The 19,106-nt window shown below is 55.6% G+C and carries 18 protein-coding genes and 1 pseudogene; 17 read left to right on the forward strand and 2 right to left on the reverse strand.

The features are described 5' to 3' along the window. Positions 1 to 96 precede the first annotated feature (96 nt). The 3 genes from hisS to hisG are packed head-to-tail and all read left to right on the forward strand — an operon-like array spanning position 97 to position 3,362. On the forward strand, positions 97 to 1,584 hold the full coding sequence (gene hisS, locus ACR0BI_RS12440; RefSeq protein ID WP_170392483.1) for a histidine--tRNA ligase: 1,488 nt from the start codon (positions 97 to 99) through the stop codon (positions 1,582 to 1,584). A 3-nt stretch (positions 1,585 to 1,587) separates the two neighbouring features. Next, a complete protein-coding gene (locus ACR0BI_RS12445; protein ID WP_480562455.1) occupies positions 1,588 to 2,676 on the forward strand; it encodes an ATP phosphoribosyltransferase regulatory subunit in 1,089 nt (362 codons plus the stop codon). Next, positions 2,673 to 3,362, forward strand: coding sequence for an ATP phosphoribosyltransferase (hisG, locus tag ACR0BI_RS12450; protein ID WP_170401909.1), 690 nt, complete (start codon positions 2,673 to 2,675; stop codon positions 3,360 to 3,362). Before ACR0BI_RS12445 ends, hisG begins: the two co-directional genes overlap by 4 nt. Here hisG and ACR0BI_RS12455 read toward each other — a convergent pair. Beyond that, positions 3,359 to 3,790 carry a DUF1489 family protein gene (locus tag ACR0BI_RS12455; RefSeq protein WP_170392480.1) on the reverse strand — a complete coding sequence of 144 codons (432 nt, stop codon included), beginning with the start codon at positions 3,788 to 3,790 and terminating at the stop codon, positions 3,359 to 3,361. The two genes, hisG and ACR0BI_RS12455, sit on opposite strands and share 4 nt — an antisense overlap. Positions 3,791 to 3,919: 129 nt before the next feature. Between ACR0BI_RS12455 and ACR0BI_RS12460 the strand changes: the two genes are divergently transcribed. After that, complete coding sequence (locus ACR0BI_RS12460) at positions 3,920 to 6,202, forward strand: adenosylcobalamin-dependent ribonucleoside-diphosphate reductase (RefSeq protein ID WP_480562454.1); 2,283 nt, start codon at positions 3,920 to 3,922, stop codon at positions 6,200 to 6,202. A 303-nt stretch (positions 6,203 to 6,505) separates the two neighbouring features. Here ACR0BI_RS12460 and ACR0BI_RS12465 read toward each other — a convergent pair whose 3' ends face one another. Further along, positions 6,506 to 6,727 (reverse strand): helix-turn-helix domain-containing protein, encoded by a 222-nt coding sequence (locus tag ACR0BI_RS12465; protein ID WP_170564439.1) that lies wholly within the window; start codon positions 6,725 to 6,727, stop codon positions 6,506 to 6,508. A gap of 760 nt (positions 6,728 to 7,487) precedes the next feature. Here ACR0BI_RS12465 and ACR0BI_RS12470 point away from each other — a divergent pair. The 13 genes and pseudogenes from ACR0BI_RS12470 (at position 7,488) to ACR0BI_RS12530 (ending at position 19,092) form a co-directional block, all read left to right on the forward strand. After that, positions 7,488 to 8,078, forward strand: coding sequence for a L,D-transpeptidase (locus ACR0BI_RS12470; RefSeq protein WP_170392478.1), 591 nt, complete (start codon positions 7,488 to 7,490; stop codon positions 8,076 to 8,078). Positions 8,079 to 8,147: 69 nt separating this feature from the next. Beyond that, the gene (locus ACR0BI_RS12475; RefSeq protein ID WP_170392477.1) at positions 8,148 to 8,597 is read left to right on the forward strand and encodes a c-type cytochrome; all 450 of its coding nucleotides are present in this window, start codon (positions 8,148 to 8,150) and stop codon (positions 8,595 to 8,597) included. A 396-nt stretch (positions 8,598 to 8,993) separates the two neighbouring features. Beyond that, complete coding sequence (locus tag ACR0BI_RS12480) at positions 8,994 to 9,581, forward strand: c-type cytochrome (protein WP_480562453.1); 588 nt, start codon at positions 8,994 to 8,996, stop codon at positions 9,579 to 9,581. A 9-nt stretch (positions 9,582 to 9,590) separates the two neighbouring features. After that, on the forward strand, positions 9,591 to 10,490 hold the full coding sequence (locus ACR0BI_RS12485) for a c-type cytochrome (RefSeq protein ID WP_480562452.1): 900 nt from the start codon (positions 9,591 to 9,593) through the stop codon (positions 10,488 to 10,490). Between the two features lie 39 nt (positions 10,491 to 10,529). Beyond that, positions 10,530 to 11,900, forward strand: coding sequence for a multicopper oxidase family protein (locus ACR0BI_RS12490; protein ID WP_480562451.1), 1,371 nt, complete (start codon positions 10,530 to 10,532; stop codon positions 11,898 to 11,900). Next, on the forward strand, positions 11,900 to 12,373 hold the full coding sequence (locus tag ACR0BI_RS12495) for a c-type cytochrome (protein WP_480562450.1): 474 nt from the start codon (positions 11,900 to 11,902) through the stop codon (positions 12,371 to 12,373). The genes ACR0BI_RS12490 and ACR0BI_RS12495 overlap by 1 nt, the downstream gene beginning before the upstream one ends. A gap of 1 nt (position 12,374) precedes the next feature. Further along, positions 12,375 to 13,103 carry a DsbA family protein gene (locus ACR0BI_RS12500; protein WP_480562449.1) on the forward strand — a complete coding sequence of 243 codons (729 nt, stop codon included), beginning with the start codon at positions 12,375 to 12,377 and terminating at the stop codon, positions 13,101 to 13,103. A 325-nt stretch (positions 13,104 to 13,428) separates the two neighbouring features. Then, positions 13,429 to 15,939, forward strand: coding sequence for a heavy metal translocating P-type ATPase (locus tag ACR0BI_RS12505; RefSeq protein WP_480562448.1), 2,511 nt, complete (start codon positions 13,429 to 13,431; stop codon positions 15,937 to 15,939). A 15-nt stretch (positions 15,940 to 15,954) separates the two neighbouring features. Further along, positions 15,955 to 16,341, forward strand: a complete 387-nt coding sequence (gene cueR, locus ACR0BI_RS12510; RefSeq protein ID WP_480562447.1) for a Cu(I)-responsive transcriptional regulator — start codon at positions 15,955 to 15,957, stop codon at positions 16,339 to 16,341. A 152-nt stretch (positions 16,342 to 16,493) separates the two neighbouring features. Further along, positions 16,494 to 16,883: a hypothetical protein gene (locus tag ACR0BI_RS12515; RefSeq protein WP_170465107.1), complete on the forward strand. Its 390-nt coding sequence runs from the start codon at positions 16,494 to 16,496 to the stop codon at positions 16,881 to 16,883. A gap of 283 nt (positions 16,884 to 17,166) precedes the next feature. Next, positions 17,167 to 17,643: a DUF411 domain-containing protein gene (locus ACR0BI_RS12520; RefSeq protein ID WP_170564198.1), complete on the forward strand. Its 477-nt coding sequence runs from the start codon at positions 17,167 to 17,169 to the stop codon at positions 17,641 to 17,643. 108 nt (positions 17,644 to 17,751) lie between these two features. Next, a pseudogene (locus ACR0BI_RS12525) lies at positions 17,752 to 18,382 on the forward strand (IS5 family transposase); the annotation flags it as partial. 395 nt (positions 18,383 to 18,777) lie between these two features. Continuing rightward, positions 18,778 to 19,092, forward strand: coding sequence for a hypothetical protein (locus ACR0BI_RS12530; RefSeq protein ID WP_255611765.1), 315 nt, complete (start codon positions 18,778 to 18,780; stop codon positions 19,090 to 19,092). Positions 19,093 to 19,106 lie beyond the last annotated feature (14 nt).

The raw sequence follows: 19,106 nt of genomic DNA on the forward strand, positions 1-19,106 counted from the left end.
ACCCTGTGACGCCCTGGCCAGAGAAACCCCGCCTTGCCCCGAAACAGACCATGGGATAGACCGCGCGCGGAACACTAAATCCCAAGGACGCCCCACATGGCCAAGCCCAAGAAACAGCCCCGCCCCAAGGCCGTAACGCCGAAAGGGTTCCGTGACTATTTCGGCGAGGAAGTCACGCAGCGCACCGAGATGCTGCGGACGATTGCAGGCGTCTATCATCGTTACGGGTTCGATGCCTTGGAGAGCAGCGCGGTTGAAACGGTTGAGGCGTTGGGCAAGTTCCTGCCCGACGTGGACCGCCCGAACGAGGGCGTATTTGCATGGCAGGAATTTGACGAAGGCGGCAATGGCGACTGGATGGCGCTGCGCTATGACCTGACTGCGCCTCTGGCCCGTGTCTATGCGCAGCACCGCAACGATCTGCCGACGCCTTATCGCCGCTATGCGATGGGTCCGGTCTGGCGGAACGAGAAGCCGGGGCCGGGGCGGTATCGCCAGTTTTATCAGTGCGATGCGGATACGGTGGGCACGGCCTCAATGGCTGCGGATGCCGAGATTTGCGCCATGCTGTCGGACACGCTGGAAACCGTTGGAATCCCGCGCGGTGACTATCTGGTGCGGGTCAACAACCGTAAGGTTCTGAATGGCGTGCTCGAAGCGATGGGTTTGGGTGAAGACGCCGCCGCCCGAGATAACGTTCTGCGCACGATCGACAAGTTCGACAAGGTGGGCGAGGCTGGTGTGCGTGAGCTTTTGACCAACGGCCGATTGGATGCCTCTGGCGCTTTTATCGATGGTGTTGGTCTTAGCGGTGATCAGGCCGAGCCGGTGATTGCCTTCCTGACTTCTAAAGCTGCAGATACCGCCGGAACGCTGGCCAACCTGCGCGCCGCTGTGGGTGACAGCAAGATCGGTGCGGACGGGATCGCTGAGTTGGAGCAGATTGGTGCGCTGCTGGATGCAGGCGGGTATGGTTCGGACCGGATCGAGATTGATCCTTCGGTCGTGCGTGGCCTCGGCTATTACACCGGGCCGGTCTATGAGGCCGAACTGACCTTCGAAATATACGACGAGAAGGGCCGCAAGCGGCAATTCGGGTCGGTCTCGGGTGGTGGTCGCTATGATGATCTGGTCAAGCGGTTTACCGGACAGGAAGTACCCGCGACCGGCATCTCCATCGGTGTTGACCGATTATTGGCCGCTTTGCGTGAGAAGGGGCGGATCGCGGCGCAGGCCACCGGCCCAGTGGTTGTGACCGTGATGGACCGCGATCGCATGGCGGACTATCAGGCGATGGTGGCAGAACTGCGCAATGCCGGTATCCGAGCCGAGGTCTACTTGGGCAACCCCAAGAACTTTGGCAACCAACTGAAATATGCGGACAAGCGGAACTCTCCAATTGCGGTGATCGAAGGCGGTGACGAAAAGGCAAATGGGATCGTGCAGATCAAGGACCTGATTCTTGGCGCCAAGATTGCCGAGAGCGCCACGCTTGAGGAATGGAAAGAACGGCCCAGCCAGTTCGAAGTGCCCCGCGGCGATCTGGTCGCTAAGGTGCGCGAGATTCTGGACAATCAGGACTGACCCATGCCGAACCGTTCCCAAATACAGGCCCGCGCCGCCATGATGCGTGTCCGGTTCGAGGCGGCGGGCGCGCAGGTGGTTGATACGCCTCTGCTGCAGTCAGCCGGGACGCTGTTGGACCTCTATGGAGAAGATATCCGCGCCCGTGCTTATGTAACCTCGGACGCGCTGCGGGGTGAGCAGATGCTGCGCCCGGATTTCACCCTGCCGGTGGTACAGATGCACATGTCCGATGGGGCTGAACCAGCAAGATACACCTATTCCGGCGAAGTGTTCCGCCGTCAGGAACACGATCCGGATCGTGCTAATGAGTATATCCAAGTCGGCTACGAAGTATTTGATCGCGAAGACCCCGCCGGAGCCGATGCCGAGGTGTTTTCGTTATTTGCCCTGCAATTGCGCGGGCTGCCCTTGCGGGCAGCGACAGGTGATATCGGTATTCTGATCGCCGCTGTCGGGGGTCTCAAGACCACTAGCCGTCGTAAGGCTGCACTGATGCGGCATCTCTGGCGGCCTCGCCGGTTCCGCGTTTTGCTGGACCGATATGCCGGACGCAAAGCAAGTCTCGAGGGGCGCGATGCTCTGCTTGACGCGGTCGACCCATTGGCGATTGACGTGCCCATGATAGGCAAGCGCCGCACGCCCGAAATTCTCGAACGGATTGATGCCCTGCGCGAAGACCGCGCTGCGCCGCCGATCTCGGACAATGAACTGGCCGGTTTGGAGACGCTGCTTAATGTGCGCGAAACCATGCCTTTCGCGCTGGAACAACTGCGTGACATTGCGGTTGATCTGCCACAGATCACATCTGCTTTGGATCGTTTGGAAGCTCGTATCGCAGCCCTGCAGGCGCGTGGCGTGGATGTGGATACACTGGATTTTGAGGCGTCTTATGGCAGGACCTCGATGGAGTATTACGACGGGTTTGTATTCGGCTTTTACGCCGAAGGCCGCCCTGATCTGCCACCGGTTGCGACCGGCGGGCGCTATGATGCGCTGACCAGGCAATTGGGTGGTGGGGCCGAGATTCCGGCAATTGGCGGCGTGATCCGCCCGGACCTGATGCTCGAAATCGAGGAGGCTGCGCAATGAGCCTGAAACTCGGTGTGCCCTCGAAGGGCCGGTTGATGGACAAGACCTTTGCATGGTTTGAAAAGCGCGGCATTACACTGTCGCGCAGCGGATCAGACCGGGAATACGCGGGCAAGGTTGATGGGATTGGTGGCGTCTCGCTGATCCTATTGTCTGCAGGAGAGATTCCGCGCGAGCTGGCGGCGGGACGCATTCATTTGGGCGTGACCGGCATCGATCTTGTGCATGAAAAGCTGCCGCGCTGGGAACAGCAGGTGGAAGAGGTTGCACCTTTGGGGTTCGGCAAGGCGGACCTTATCATTGCAACCCCAGCCTGCTGGGTCGACGTGGACACTCTGGATGATCTGGATGCGGCGGCGGCAGGTTTTCGCAGGGCGCATGGCCATCGGCTGCGGATCGCTACCAAGTACCACCGTCTGGTCCGCGAATTCCTGACCGAAGCGGGGGTGGCCGACTACACGCTGGTCGACAGCCAGGGCGCAACCGAGGGGACGGTGGTGAATGAGACAGCCGAGGCGATTGCCGATATCACCTCGACCGGGGAAACACTGCGGGCGAACCACCTGAAAATCTTGTCGGATGGGTTGATCCTGCAATCGCAGGCCACGCTGTGGCGCAGCCGCGTGGCCAAATACGATGCGGCTGAAAAGACGGCTTTGAATGAGCTGCTGGACAGGTTGGCCTAAAGCACCCCAATTTCCGCTAATGCGCGGTTCAGATCGTCGGGCAGGGCATCGTCCTGCTCGCGATTTTTAGGCAAGTCGGCAGGGGTGTCCTCAGGCTTGAGATACCGCCAGCCCTGAAATGGACGCTTCAGAGCGTTCTGCGTTCTGTGTACTTCGGGGTCCAGGACGATGGCGCAGCGGCGGATGCCATCCTCGCCACGGACTTCATCCAGCCGCAGGATGCGCTGGCGGCACTGGACCACTCCTTTGATCACCCAATAGATCGACCCGCCATTCAGAATTTCAGCGTCGCGCTTGGGCCACATGCGGGTCACGTGGCGCGGGTATCCGTCCTCATAGAGTGGTTTGCGGCTGTCTTGCCACGCCATCAGCGTGTCGACACTTTCTGACCCAACCGAAAGTTTGATGAGGTTTACGTACTTATCCACAGCTTTCCCACAGAGTCGTCCCAAGGGCGATCCCTATATTGTAGCCCTCATGCGCTTGTCATCAAGGTGTTGTGGTTTAGATGTGATCTGGGCTAATCTGAATGCCTCTTTCAGCACAGGGAATCACCAATGAGCCGCTTTGCCGCCCCCATCGCCGAGCAGATCTGGGATATGAAATACCGCTTTAAACAGGCGGATGGTACGCCCATCGATCAGACAGTCGAGGACAGCTGGCGGCGCATAGCTCGTGATCTGGCGCGTGTGGAAGAAGACCCGGCGCATTGGGAAGAAAAATTCTATGAGGCGCTAGAGGATTTCAAATACCTTCCTGCTGGCCGCATCACCGCCGGGGCGGGCACCGCGCGACAGGTAACCCTGTTCAACTGCTTTGTGATGGGGACGATCCCCGACAGCATGGGCGGTATCTTCGACATGCTGAAAGAGGCCGCGCTGACCATGCAGCAGGGTGGCGGGATCGGTTATGATTTCTCAACCATCCGTCCACGTGGCGCGGATGTGAAAGGGGTTGCCGCTGATGCTTCTGGCCCGCTGAGCTTTATGGATGTCTGGGACGCCATGTGCCGCACGATCATGTCTGCAGGCTCGCGTCGTGGTGCGATGATGGCGACCATGCGCTGCGACCATCCGGATATCGAACAGTTCATCACCGCGAAATCCGACCCGGCGCGTTTGCGCATGTTCAACATGTCGGTTCTGGTCACCGATCCATTCATGGAGGCCGTCAAGGCCGATGGACCGTGGGATCTGGTATTTGACGGAAAGGTCTATCACACCGTTCAGGCGCGCGATCTTTGGAATAAGATCATGCAGGCCACCTATGATTATGCCGAGCCGGGCGTGATCTTTATCGACCGGATCAATCAGGCGAACAATCTGAATTACGTCGAGACGATCTCGGCGACCAACCCGTGCGGAGAACAACCTCTACCGCCTTATGGTGCCTGTTTGCTGGGCTCGATCAATCTGGCACGGTTGGTTGCCGAGCCGTTCGAGGATGCCGCGCATCTGGACGAGGAGGCCTTGCAAGAGCTGGTGGCCACCGCCGTTCGCATGATGGACAACGTGGTGGACGCGTCGAAATTCCCGCTGGCCGAACAAGAAGCCGAGGCGCAAGACAAGCGCCGCATCGGGCTGGGCGTGACTGGTCTGGCCGATGCGCTGTTGATGTTGGGTCTGCGCTACGGCTCGGACGAGGCGGCGCGTCAGACCGAGCGCTGGTTGCACGCAATCGCGCGCGCCGCGTATCTGGCGTCGGTCGATTTGGCGAGGGGAAAGGGCGCTTTCCCACTGTTTGACGCCGAGAAATATCTGGCCAGCGGCACCATGCAACAGATGGATGACGATGTGCGCGACGCAATCCGCGAACACGGCATCCGCAACGCGCTGCTGACCTCGATCGCGCCGACGGGTACGATTTCGCTTTATGCGGGCAACGTATCTTCGGGGATCGAGCCGGTTTTTGCCTATGCCTACACGCGCAAGGTGCTGCAAAAGGACGGTTCGCGCACCGAAGAAGAGGTTGTGGACTATGCGGTGCAGATGTGGCGCGACAAGTTTGGCGACGCCGAATTGCCCGAGTATTTCGTGAATGCGCAAACACTAAGCCCGTCCCATCACGTAAAAATGCAGGCGGCGGCGCAAAAGTGGATCGATAGTTCGATATCGAAGACGATCAACTGTCCCGAAGATATCAGCTTTGACGCCTTCAAAGACGTCTATATGCAGGCCTGGGATCAGGGATGCAAAGGCTGCACGACCTATAGGCCAAACGATGTGACCGGCTCGGTTCTGAGCGTATCGGAAAGCGACGACAAAGCGCCAGGTGAAAGCGCGGATGCCCCGCATGAGGTTGACGGAGGCGAGGTCGTTTATATGTCCGAACCGCTGGATCGCCCACAATCGCTTGAAGGGTCGACTTACAAGCTGAAATGGCCGGACAGCGAGCACGCAATTTATCTGACAATCAACGATATCGTCATTGGCGGACGCCGTCGCCCCTTCGAGGTGTTCATTAACTCGAAGAATATGGAGCATTATGCTTGGACGCTGGCTTTGACCCGGATGATATCGGCCGTGTTCCGACGCGGTGGCGATGTGTCCTTTGTGGTCGAGGAACTGAAAGCTGTGTTCGACCCGCGAGGCGGGGCCTGGGTTAAAGGCAAGTACATTCCGTCCATCCTGGCCGCAATTGGCGGCGTGATCGAGCAACACATGGTCAATATCGGCTTCCTTGAGGGCGAAGGCATGGGCCTGAAGTCTGATCCTCAGGCGCAGGTAGTCAACATGGACGCCCCGCGTGGCAAGACTTGCCCATCCTGTGGTCAGTTCGACATGGTGATGATCGAAGGCTGCATGACCTGCCGCAGCTGCGGTCATTCTAAGTGTGGCTGATTTGGCGGAAGAGGACTTGATGTTGTGGTGCTTCAGGCGACACCGCCATTATTGTCACCAAATGACCTCTAACTGCGATCTGCCGACCTGCTGACGGAACCTAAGAAGCGCTAGTTTTTTTACGTTTCTTGTCTGAAGGAAATTTACTGGCCTTGTCGACCGAAGCACCTTTGGCGAGTTGCTTCGGCTTCTCTGTGCGACTTGATGCATGGCATTTGTTCCAAACATTTGCTTTGGAGTACTTTTTAGTTCTTCAAGCGTCAGGTGCAGGTTCAAACCTTGAACCTTTAATAGAGCAGCACCCTAAACTCGTTCGTCGAGTGGCATTGCGTCTGCGACAAATTTTAAGAACTGCTCCGGGGGAATGCTAAGTGCGCGCGATAGTATAACAAGTTCTGGCACATCTATGCGCCTTTGGCCGATCTCAATCCTGGCAATAAATAACGGATGACACTTTAACTTCTTGGCGAGCTTCGCCCGCGAGTATCGTTGGGCTTTGTCGGCGGCGATAGGCGCGGAGATCAGCGCGAGATGCCCTGACGAGCGGAGAGATTTGGCCGCTTTGGTGTCCGTTTAATGCTTCGGACATTTCCTAATCTCATTTTCAGAGTGTTTAGAAAGTCAGATTGAATATCTAAGAGCGGATGATGAAAATTGCTAAACATATAATCAACGCAGCTTTTTTCCCCTGTTTTGCGTTTGCCCGAGAGCCACTCACACTAACTTCAGACGAATATGAGCACTTGGAGCCTATCTACTAAATCCTTTGCGTAGCGCCCGGTAGGACCACTGACGAAGCAATGGAAGCGTTATTAGCGCACTTCGATCAACCACTTGCCAACGAAGTGGAGACTCTGATTGTGCGTAGTTCATGCGGCGCGAATTTCGATACGAATTTACCCAGCGGTTGCTGTCCCCAAGTTCCTACAAGAATCGTGCTTCGACCAGCATGATTGTCATTCTTAGTTTCTGATACCTTCGCACCGGCAGTTGACCAAATCAATTCACCAGAATCTAAGCGATTGTTAACGTTGCTTTTATTGTGTTTGATCGGTGCAGAAAACAAAGCTCTTTCTGAAAGCGAACTGGCATTATGTCAAAGAAAAGTTGGATTTTCACAATGGCTTGACGATCTGAAGCCACCTTTGAAACCGCCCCATGTGCCCACGGCGGCGGCATTCCAGATGAAATATCCCTTACGCAAAACCTGTTGTTTGTTGACCTTCCAGCGCGGGAACCGGGCATACAGCCCAAATGAGTCGTAAAGCAAGAATACACGCTTGGGATGGCAGGCATGAAACCGAACAGGGATAGAAAGGCTGTTACGCGACGCGGAGTGATTGCCGCGTTTGCTGCGACAACTCTTTTTCCAGCACCGGCCGTTTGGGCCCAATCGATGACAACCGAGGGGACGCGCCGGAATGTTTCCTCATTCCGCGTTGCTAAATGGCAGGATCACTTTGATACGCTTAAGAATGGTGTGATCCTGTCCGATACACAGTCCAAGGTCCTGCAATATTGGTCAGAAGACGAGAGCGTCTATCGGATGTATCCAACCAGCGTGCCGCTGACGGAAGACCTTACAAGGCTGGGCTACACCACAGTAACTCGCAAGGTTGAGGGGCCATCTTGGCGACCGACACCAGCAATGAATAAGCGCAACCCCGCTTGGCCCGACTATGTGGGCCCGGGTCCGGAGAATCCTCTGGGGACACATGCACTTTATTTGAGCTGGCAATACTACCGGATCCACGGCACCAACGACACACGCAAGATCGGAAGAAGATCCTCCAATGGCTGCATCGGCTTATATAACGATCAGATTGCGGAATTGTTCGAGCTGGCGGCTGTAGGCACGCAGGTAAAACTGATCTGACCATGGTCAAGTCGGCTTTTCTGGACAGGTGCTTAAGCTCGGTAACTTACAACGACGTGAAATAGTAAAATGGATAAACTTACACTCATGATAGGCGGTGTGGCGATCGCAGGTGCCGTCGCAATCGTCTACAATCTAAATCAGCAACCAGCTGGCCATTCGATGACGACACCTGATACGTCGACGCTGGCGTCGGGAGATCCAATCCAAAACGTCAATCTACCGGACCAGCTAAGCGAATTTGCGGCCGTCGGCAAAGTGGCATTCGACGCAAAATGCTCGGCGTGCCATGGCGGGAATGCAACTGGTCTGGAGGGCCTTGCACCACCATTGGTGCATAAAATCTATGAACCAAGCCACCATTCGGACGAGGCATTTTACGTTGCCGTCCAGAATGGTGTTCGGGCACACCATTGGAAGTTCGGTAACATGCCGCCGGTCGATGGTTTGACCCGCGCGGATGTGAAGGGCATCGTGGCGTACATAAGAGAGTTGCAGCAAGAAAACGGGATTTTCTGAAGGTGACGAGTCGAGTGGGCACAGCAATTCGTTACTCCATCCTGTCAATTGCGCTGGCTATTGGCGGGCTACTTGTGACGGCCGATTCTGCTCATGCACATGGCGGTGATTCACAGCATGTGATTGACCAAACCGACTCTGCGGACGTCGAACATGTCAAGCAGGGTCATCCCGGGCATTGTCATGGCGGAGCGATCTGCAACGCTGTTGGACTATTTTTGATGGGTCCAACACCGCCTGGTCCCCAATGCACGGAACGAAGATACTCGATCCCTCGAGCTCAATACCGGGTTCTTAGTATTATCGCGTTTGACCCACCACCGCCGCGTGTCCTGATCTGACGAGTCGAATTGCGCTCAAGATGGGCGCGTCGAAGCAGACGAAAAGGACAAAGAAATGAACTTTCTAAAAATGACTACAGGCGTGGCCCTGGTTTCTCTATTTGCGGCGGCCGCCTTGGCGCATGGTGGCGCAACCGGCGTCGTCAAAGAACGCATGGACGGTATGTCCGCGATGAAGGACAGCATGAAGGTCCTTACACCGATGATGCAGGGGAAAACGCCCTACAATGCGCAAACGGTACGAAGCGAAGCCAAGAAAATCGGAAGCCACGCCGGTGAAAGCATGACAAAGCTGTTTCCAGAGGGATCTGATGGCAAACCCTCGGAGGCCAAATCGCAAATCTGGCAGGATTGGGGTTCCTTTACAGAAATAGCCAGACAGTTGGAAATCTACTCAGAAGGCCTTGCGCTTTCGGCAGACAACGGGCTGATGGCGTCCGGATCGGGTCATGGTTCCGGCATGATGGGCGGCAAATCCATGATGGGAGGTCGTTCCATGATGGGAGGTGGTTCCATTATGGGCAGCGGGATGATGGCTGGCAGTCCAAACTTAGCACAGCTATCTGAAATGCCGGCAGATGGTGTGTTCATGATGCTGAGCCAGACATGCTCGGCGTGTCACACGCGATTTCGGTCGGAATAGGAATGCATCATGAAGCCGATAATACGGTTGGGTCTTGCTACCGCCGTTACGGCGTCAGCAGGGTTTGTTGCTGTGATGGCTTGGCCGATTGGCCAGCCCTTACAAGCTCTCGACATTCAAGGTGACGTTAACCGCGGGGCGTATCTGGCAAGGGCAAGCGGCTGTATCGCCTGCCACACAGACTTTGCCAAAGGAGGTGCGCCCTTGGCCGGTGGGGTGGAGTTGGATACCCCGTTCGGCACGCTCTTTTCGCCGAACCTGACCACAGATCCCGATCACGGGATCGGTGATTGGACCATCGAGGAATTTGCCCGCGCTGTGCGTCAGGGTGTGTCGCCCGACGGACAACCCTACTACCCGGCCTTTCCTTATCCGTTCTATGCCAACTTCACGGATCAGGACATCGCCGATCTTTGGGCCGCCTTGCAAACGGTTCCGCCAGTAGCGGAACCGTCAAAAGAGCAGGAAATGGTGTTCCCCTTCAATCAGAGATGGGGCCTGAAGCTGTGGCGGGCGGCATTTTTGGAACCGCCGCGGACCGATCCCGTGCAGGGCAATGATGATGTATGGAACCGAGGCCGGTTACTCGTTGAAGGTGCCACGCATTGTGCCGCGTGTCACACCGGGAGGAACCTGGCTGGCGCAAGAAATTCGGACACGGAACACTTCAAGGGAAGTGACTCACTGCCGGGCGGTGACCAGGCACCGGCTATCGACTTTGAGACCCTGCAAAAGCGTGGTTGGACGGTAGATGATTTGGCTTACGCGTTGCGCACCGGCGTCATGCCTGATGGCGATGTCTTCGGCGGGGCCATGGGAGAGGTTGTAATCTATGGCACCAGCTTTCTGACAGATGATGACCGGAAGGCAATGGCGACCTATCTGCTGGATGTACACGAGGGGGGATAATTCAGTGAGAGATCAAGTATTCTTTGGAAGGAAGTCCTAATGAAGCTCAATCGCAGGCAATTCGTTGCAGGCACGTCGGCACTAATCGCAGTGCCGACTATTGGGAGGTCGGCTACCGCCCCCCGAATAATCGAGGCGCGTTCAGGATTGGCGCGTGTTGCCCCCAATAACTATCCGGAAACCGAGATATGGGGATATGATGGCGGTGTTCCAGGCCCTGAAATTCGTGCCCGGCAAGGCGAAACGGTTCGCCGGACACTCCTGAACTCGCTACCTCAGCCTACAGCAATCCATTGGCACGGATTGCGGGTTCCGAACAATATGGACGGGGTGCCGGGCCTTACGCAGGAGGCTGTACCAACCGGCGGCAAATTTCAGTATGACTTGCCTCTGAAGGACGCGGGGACCTTCTGGTATCACTCTCACAACCAGTCAACGGAACAAGTGGCCAGGGGCCTTTACGGCGCGTTCATCGTCGACGAAACGGACCCGCCGGACACGGACCATGACATCACGATCCTTCTGGATGATTGGCGGTTGGGTAAGGACGCTCAAATAGTAGATGATTTTGGTGCAATGCATGATTGGACTCATGCAGGTCGGATGGGAAACTACGTTCACGCGCGCATATCGCCAATGACCGAAGTTTTGACGAACCAGCGATTGCGAATTCGAATGGTCAACGTGGCAACTGATCTGATCATGTATGTGTCAGTAGGTGGCGCAAACGGGAAACTGGTCGCTTATGATGGCATGCCTGCAAGGCAGCCAGAAGATTTCGAAACACTTGTTTTCGGACCTGCACAGCGAGCAGACTTGATCGTCGACGTCACAGCGGAATCGAACGAAGCCGTTCAAATAACTCTTCACGAACGCGATGAATCATTTGTTATCGCTGAGATCCCGGTTTCGGGAAGCGGTACATCTGCCAGCCGCGGTGAGATTGAAGCTCTGCCACCCAACCCTGTTTCTTTTCTTGAAGATGTTTCTGACGCCTTAAGGGTTCCATTGGTGATGGAAGGCGGGGCGATGGGCGGACTGCGTCAAGGTACTTACAACGGCCAAGTCATGAGCGCTAATGAGTTGGTTCAGGAAGGACAGATCTGGACATTCAACGGAGTCGCAGGTTTACCCGAAAACCCGCTCGCTTCCGTTTCGCGTGGCGACATAGTCCGTATTCAGATGCAGAACGACACTGTCTTTGCGCACGCCATGCACTTGCACGGGACGCACTTTCAGGAAGTTCTGCCGAAGGGGAGCCTGGGACCGCTGCGAGACACAATACTGGTTGACCGGGTGGAAACGCGGGAGATTGCGTTCGTTGCGGATAACCCGGGGGACTGGTTGTTTCATTGCCACATGCTGTCGCATCAGGCCGCTGGAATGAAGACCTGGCTGAGCGTGGCGTGATGAACAAGAGCGCGGCGAAATGGGTGTCACTAGCTGCTGTGGTGATCATTGTCGCGGTCGCTGGCTGGGGCCTGAGCGGGCGCGCACAAAACGGTGCATCAGCGGATTCGGCACGTGGTGCAGTTTTGTACGCCGAAAACTGCGCGTCATGCCACGGGGCAAGTCTGGAGGGTCAACCAGATTGGCAGACACCTGATCCAGATGGCGTCTTGCGAGCTCCCCCGCATGACCGAACAGGGCACACTTGGCATCACGGCGACAAGCTGTTGTTCGATTATACAAAGCTTGGCGGGTACCAAACACTAAAACAGATGCGCGTCGCTGATGTCAAAAGCGGTATGCCAGGTTTCGAGGACACTCTGTCGGATCAGGAAATCTGGGACATCCTTGCCTTCATCAAGGAGAGTTGGCCGGATCGGGAACGCAAGCTGCAAGAGCAGCGCACCGAGGCAGAACAAACGGAAGGAAACTGACGTGAAACGATTTTTCGCAGGCTTAATTGCCATCACTATGTCGATTGGTGCTGCTATGGCGAGTGCTAACGAATTGTCTGACTCCGATGTAAAACGGCTGGCTCTGGAAGCCATTATGGAAAACCCCGAAATCATCATGCAGGCGATTCAATTGCTTCAACAGCGCGAAGATCAGGCAAAAGCCGAAGCCATTGGAAACGTCTTGGAAAATCAGCGTGAATTGCTGGAACAGGATCCGAATGCGCCTGTCATCGGAAACCCGGAAGGTGATGTAACCGTAGTCGAGTTTTTTGACTATAACTGCCCATATTGCAAACGCGCGGCCCCGGTCGTGAAAAACGTAATCGCAGGCGATTCCGATGTCCGAGTTGTTTACCGAGAATGGCCCATACTCGGCGAAGGTTCCGACTTCGCGGCACGCGCCGCGCTTGCCTCACGTAATCAGGGAAAATATGAAGAATTTCATTGGGCGCTTATGGCTCTGAACGGTCGTGCCACTGAGGCCAGTGTCCTGAAAGTTGTTCGGGAACTTGGCCTGGACGAGGATCAATTGCGCGCAGACATGGAGGCGCCGGAAGTCGACGCGCATATCCAGGTGTCCATGGAATTGGCACGACAGCTTGGCTTCAGTGGCACCCCTTCGTTTGTGATTGGAGATGCGCTTGCCCCGGGGCTGATCGCCGAAGATGAAATGACCCGGCTAATCGAGGCAGTCAGAGACGCAAGATAGAACCAAGGGGCGACAGCATGTGCGCCCCTAAGCTTCTGTTGCGACCGTGGCTTCGCATCCCTCGGACTCTGAGCTGCAAGGATATGATCAAGTTGATTAGCGCTTAAGACACGTACCCTGCGGTTTTTCATGTCAAAGTCCAACTTTGCGGAGGAACTTACTGTGTCAATGGCTTTGTCTATAACTGACTTGCGGTGCCCGCAGCTCATATCCGGGATACTTAGCGTCGTCATGGATGATGAGAAAGAAAGTCAGCCTCATCCCTTGACCTTCCACTTGCTGGAACCCTTATGTTGCCCGTCAGCAGAACATACGTGGTGACAATATGACTGAAAATTTACATGCGCGGTTCCAGGTTCAGGGTATGAGCTGTGCTTCCTGCGTTGGGCGCGTCGAGCGCGCGCTGAAAGCTGTGCCAGGGGTAGATTCCGCTTCGGTTAATCTCGCCCGCGAAAGCGTTCAGGTCGATTTCCGCGATCCAGCCGATAAAGCGGCCATTGCTGATGCGTTAAACCGCGCCGGATATCCGGCGCGGACGGCAGAGGTCACTCTGGATATTCAGAACATGTCCTGCGCATCCTGTGTAGGGCGCGTTGAACGAGCCCTGGAAGCCGATGGCGGCGTCTTGTCCGCGTCGGTCAATCTGGCCACTGAAAGTGCAACTGTGCGTTATGCTGAGGGAGTCACAACACCCGAAGCCATAGCGGCGCATGCGGCATCTGCTGGCTATCCGGCGAGCCTGCGATCTGCAACGCAGACCGAACCACACGACCGCAAAGCGGCAGAGATCAGCCATTTGGCGCGGCGAACAAGCTTCGCCGCCTTGCTCGCATTGCCGGTATTCATTCTCGAAATGGGCTCGCATGTTATTCCGGGCATGCACCACCTGATAGTGAGCACCATAGGCATCCAGAACAGCTATTACCTGCAATTCCTTCTGACCACGATCGTTCTTTTTGGGCCAGGCTTGCAGTTCTACACCAAGGGATTCCCTTCCTTGTTCAGAGGCGCGCCGGACATGAATTCTCTGGTGGCTCTGGGCACTTCAGCGGCCTATGGGTTCTCGCTTATCTCGACCTTTGCGCCGGGTGTTCTTCCGGTCGGAACCGCAAATGTCTACTACGAGGCCGCAGCGGTGATCGTGGTTCTTATATTGCTTGGGCGATTCCTCGAGGCGCGCGCCAAGGGTCGAACTGGTGAAGCGATCCGAAAACTGGTCGGTCTGCAGGCAAAAACAGCGCGAGTTGAGCGCGACGGATCGGTTGTCGAGCTACCGATTGAGCAGATTGTTGTAGGTGATATTGTGCACGTTCGACCGGGCGAGAAAATCGCGGTGGATGGTGCCGTAATGACCGGCGCGTCATATGTCGATGAAAGCATGATCACCGGAGAGCCGGTTCCCGTCGAAAAAACCGAGGGCGCAACTGTGGTTGGGGGGACCGTAAATGGCGCGGGTGCATTGACGTACCGTGCTGAAAAGATCGGCGCAGACACTATGTTGGCCCAGATCATTCAGATGGTCGAACAAGCACAGGGTGCCAAGCTTCCGATTCAAGGCCTGGTCGACCGCATCACGCTGTGGTTTGTGCCGGTAGTGATCGCAGTGGCCGTTGTGACAGTGCTGGTATGGATGTTGTTCGGACCCGATCCCGCGCTTAGCCTGGCGTTGGTGGCCGGGGTTGCGGTACTGATCATTGCTTGCCCCTGCGCCATGGGGTTGGCCACACCTACTTCCATCATGGTCGGCACTGGCCGCGCTGCCGAGATGGGCGTCCTGTTCCGAAAGGGCGATGCCTTGCAAATGCTGCAGGAAACCACCGTTGTTGCGGTGGACAAGACGGGCACCCTGACCGAAGGGCGTCCGGAGCTGACCGACCTGATTGTGGCCGAAGGAATGACCGAAGACGAGGTTCTGCACCTTGTTGCTGCTGTTGAGGTCACTTCCGAACATCCAATCGCCACAGCCATCGTGCGCGCAGCAGAAACCCGTGGTCTGGAGCTTTCCAAGCCAGAAGACTTCACGTCGATCACCGGTTACGGGGTAAGCGCCTCAGTCGAAGGCCATAAAATCCTGATCGGGGCCGACCGCCTGATGAGTCGCGAAGGGGTAGAAATGGGCGCGCTTTCTGATCGGGGCGCTGAACTCGCAATCAACGGAAAGACTCCACTTTATGCTGCCGTAGACGGGGCTATCGCGGCCGTAATCGCTGTGGCGGACCCAATCAAAACCACCACGCCGGACGCAATCGAAGCTCTGCACGGGCTGGGCCTGAAAGTAGCGATGATCACCGGTGACAATGCCGCTGCTGCCAAATCCATTGCAGCGCAGCTTGGCATCGATCATGTCGTGGCTGAAGTTCTGCCCGAGGGTAAAGTATCCGCGTTACAGGATTTGCGTTCAAATGGCGGAAAACTGGCCTTTGTGGGTGATGGCATCAATGATGCGCCTGCTTTGGCGGCAGCTGACGTAGGAATTGCGATCGGGACAGGCACTGACATTGCCATCGAAGCGGCTGACGTCGTTCTGATGTCAGGCGACCTGACGGGCGTGGTCAATGCCTTCGATATTAGTCAGCGCACCATGCGTAACATCCGCCAAAACCTGTTCTGGGCGTTCGGCTACAACACACTGCTCATACCGGTTGCGGCAGGGGTGCTTTATCCGTTTGGCGGCCCGCTGCTGTCGCCGGTTTTGGCCGCAAGTGCCATGGCGCTGTCCAGCGTATTTGTCCTGACCAATGCGCTGCGGTTGCGCTGGGTAAAGCCGATCAAAGTTGGGCGAGAACAGATCTCGCAGAACACCGAGCAAACGCTGCGTTCAGTGCATGCTGGATAGTATAGGAGAACCGCTGTGAATATCGGAGATGTAGCAAAACGTTCGGGTCTGCCTGCCAAAACCATCCGCTATTACGAGGATATCGGGTTCATCAAACCCAAGCGGAGCCTCAATGGGTATCGCCATTTCGACGAAAAGGAACTGCACAAGCTGGCTTTCATCGGGCGGGCCCGCTCATTGGGCTTTACCATTGAGGATTGTCGTTCACTACTGGCGTTGTACGAGGACAAAGAACGTGCCAGCGCGGACGTGAAAGAAATTGCAAAACAGAATCTGAAAGAGATCGACGATAAGATTTCCGATCTGAAGGCGATGCATGAAACACTGTCTCATCTGATCGAAGAATGCGCTGGCGACCACCGCCCAGACTGTCCAATTCTAAAAAACTTGGGCCAAGCGTAGTTAACCTTGTTGTTTGATCTGCCTCCAAGTTTGGCAATCTTTTTCTTCAGACGTGGCAATCCGCTCTTCTCTAGTGCGCGCCGCACTATCAATTGTAGTTTTGTTGGCTTCGGGTCAGCACGTTGCCACGATCACACTACGTCCGCAGTACGGTGAATGAGTTGATCCCTGTTTTAAGAGAAACGCTTTTAGTGTGCGTCTGTTTTACGGTGACAATCATCGGCTCTGTTGCTTTTGCAAATAACGACTTTGAGATCGCAGACAGCCACAAACAAAATGGCGTTTCGATCGCGTCAAAAGCATCAGAATTCAAACACAACAATTGCCGTTTTCATTCCACCACCGATCAAGATTGCGCGGACGACTGCGTGAGTTGTGGCGGGGCATGCCACACTGGAACCTGTTGCGTTGGTGAAAACCCGACCCAATTAGGACTTGCGGTTTTGGTGGAAGCTTATGGCCAGAGAAACCGTAACATGGACACGGATAACCATGATTCTCAAGCGCCTCTGACGCCCAATCTTCCTCCACAAATATCCTAACATCCAAAGTCCCGAAAGTGCGGGTTTTCAAATTGTTTCTGTTCGAGCATGCACTGCGGTCGTCAGGAGATTATTATGCGTGGAAGAGAGGCTAAACTATCAGTATTTGCCTTGGCGCTCATCTTATCCAAGCGGTTGCGACATGCGTGCGCTATGCACCGAAAGCGAACAGAAACAGGGCTGGTCATGATCGCCCGCTTGACACAAATCATAGCACTTGCCTGCGATTTCGGTCACAAGACCGAATATCACAGCGCAGGCGTAAACACGGAAAGGAAATGACATGACCACCACGAAACTTGACCGACGCCTTTTCCTGGCTGGCCTCAGCGCCTCCGGCATCGCCCTGGCTTCACCTACATTTGCAACGACCAAACCGCTGGTGCAGGTTCTCAAGGACCCCGCATGCGGGTGTTGTGGCGCGTGGATTGATATTATGCAACGCGAAGGATTCGAGATGGAAGTGCAGAATGCCTCCTGGGAGACTTTGTCTGAATACAAAGCTAACAAGGGTATTCCAGAAGAGATGGCGTCCTGTCACACAGGCTTGCTCGAGGGCTATGTCATAGAAGGTCATGTGCCCCCGGCGGACATCCGGCGCTTGTTGGCCGAACGCCCTGATGCGGTCGGGCTGACAGTGCCAGGTATGCCCTATGGCTCACCTGGTATGGGGCCGGAGAGTGAGCGGGAAGCCTATTCGGTTTTCCTGATCGGTAAGGATGGCACCACAGAAGTTTTCAACCATTACAAGGCAGCGTGATTGCCAATTTTTTGCAACAACCGCAAACGGAATTGCCAAGCGTTTAGTGTGAATTTCGGTAGCAGCGATTGAAAAGCGAGTTCAAGGTCGGCTAGTCCGATACGGGGCTGGTCCGATGCTCCGAAGGAGTATGGCCCACCCAAGACGCTCTACAACTGCTAAAAACGTTAGAGCGACAACGGCGTGTTTGCACGGATCATGGAAAGGCTGGCTTCGGACCATTCCGATCACAGGGCGATCATGATAAAAGTGAGCAGGCGAACGCCATGCGTTCAATTGAGCCTGCGCAAGTATCTGAAGGCACATCGCATGGCTTCAAGCCTACGGTTGAAAAAAGGGGCGCTGGTGCCTGATTGGGCGTGCCAACGGCGGAATGAGCGCCAAGTTGCATGCCGTCAGCGATGCTTCTGGCCACCCAATCCGGTCTTTCATAACTGTCGATCAGATCAGTGACTACACGGGTGCCAGTACACTTCTAAGCAGCCTACCAGCCGCCGATTGGATGATTGCTGATCGGGGTTACGATTCTGACTGGTTCCGAAAGGCTATGAAAGACAAAGGGATACGCCCATGCTTCCCCGGCAGAAAGTCACGCGAGAAGCCTGTCCGAAAAGATAAACACAGGTTCAAGCACCGAAACCGCATCAAGATCATATTCGGTCGCTTGAATGAATAGGGCCGAGTAGAAACCCGCTACGAAAGATGGCTGAAAGTGTTCCCATCAGCCATCGCACTCGCAGAGATTTTCAGGCTCCGAAATTCAATGAGCCTAGGGTCTAGCGCAGTGCGCCAGACGTTCACCAACATTCGACGAAAAGTATCAATATGAGGCTGTTCTTTAGCAACATTTTCGTGATTGCTGCATTTCGGTCTCTTTTCCGCCCATTTTTTCGTTGATACACAAGCACAGTTACTTGTGGGATGAGTAAAAGTGCGGGCGGACAGATGAGAACCGGTTGTAACGGTCGGATAGCAATATTTTGGACACAGACGGAAGTTGACGGGCTTGAGGCGGCGCCTTTGGCCCACTTGCGCGTTGGTAGCTCTTGGTCCTGGAGGGGGCGAGGGGTCCAACTCGCCGCAAGTGCTGACCAAGTTGCGCTGCACGCAGGCTCCACCGGTCTTGGATCTATATTGGCGGCCAGAGCCAGTTTCGCCAACCCCGGCGAGATCAACGAAAGTGCCAAGATCGAGTTGTCAAACGGGGCTCAGACTTTCGTTGCCGAGCTGGTGCGTGAGGTGAACGAAGCGTCTCTGGTGCTTGTGTTTGAGGATGGATGCCCTGAGCCTGATCAAGATTTCTGGGTCAGTTTGGCAGCTTCGCATATTGAACCTGTTGAGATTGACAGCGGTTATGACGACAAGGTTGTCGTGTTCCCGGCGGCTCGCGCAAATGCAAGTTCAGTGCCGGTAAGTCTATCAAATACTGCCGGTTGGGCCGCTGAATAACGGATACTTCTCAG

Source organism: Ruegeria sp. E5, from assembly GCF_056534105.1.

Coding starts and splice junctions, on each gene's coding strand:
- ACR0BI_RS12495 (WP_480562450.1), top strand. CDS start 11,900: ATGAACAAGAGCGCGGCGAAATGGGTGTCACTAGCTGCTGTGGTGATC.
- ACR0BI_RS12470 (WP_170392478.1), top strand. CDS start 7,488: ATGGCAGGCATGAAACCGAACAGGGATAGAAAGGCTGTTACGCGACGC.
- ACR0BI_RS12445 (WP_480562455.1), top strand. CDS start 1,588: ATGCCGAACCGTTCCCAAATACAGGCCCGCGCCGCCATGATGCGTGTC.
- hisS (WP_170392483.1), top strand. CDS start 97: ATGGCCAAGCCCAAGAAACAGCCCCGCCCCAAGGCCGTAACGCCGAAA.
- hisG (WP_170401909.1), top strand. CDS start 2,673: ATGAGCCTGAAACTCGGTGTGCCCTCGAAGGGCCGGTTGATGGACAAG.
- ACR0BI_RS12505 (WP_480562448.1), top strand. CDS start 13,429: ATGACTGAAAATTTACATGCGCGGTTCCAGGTTCAGGGTATGAGCTGT.
- ACR0BI_RS12485 (WP_480562452.1), top strand. CDS start 9,591: ATGAAGCCGATAATACGGTTGGGTCTTGCTACCGCCGTTACGGCGTCA.
- ACR0BI_RS12490 (WP_480562451.1), top strand. CDS start 10,530: ATGAAGCTCAATCGCAGGCAATTCGTTGCAGGCACGTCGGCACTAATC.
- ACR0BI_RS12475 (WP_170392477.1), top strand. CDS start 8,148: ATGGATAAACTTACACTCATGATAGGCGGTGTGGCGATCGCAGGTGCC.
- ACR0BI_RS12460 (WP_480562454.1), top strand. CDS start 3,920: ATGAGCCGCTTTGCCGCCCCCATCGCCGAGCAGATCTGGGATATGAAA.
- ACR0BI_RS12520 (WP_170564198.1), top strand. CDS start 17,167: ATGACCACCACGAAACTTGACCGACGCCTTTTCCTGGCTGGCCTCAGC.
- ACR0BI_RS12480 (WP_480562453.1), top strand. CDS start 8,994: ATGAACTTTCTAAAAATGACTACAGGCGTGGCCCTGGTTTCTCTATTT.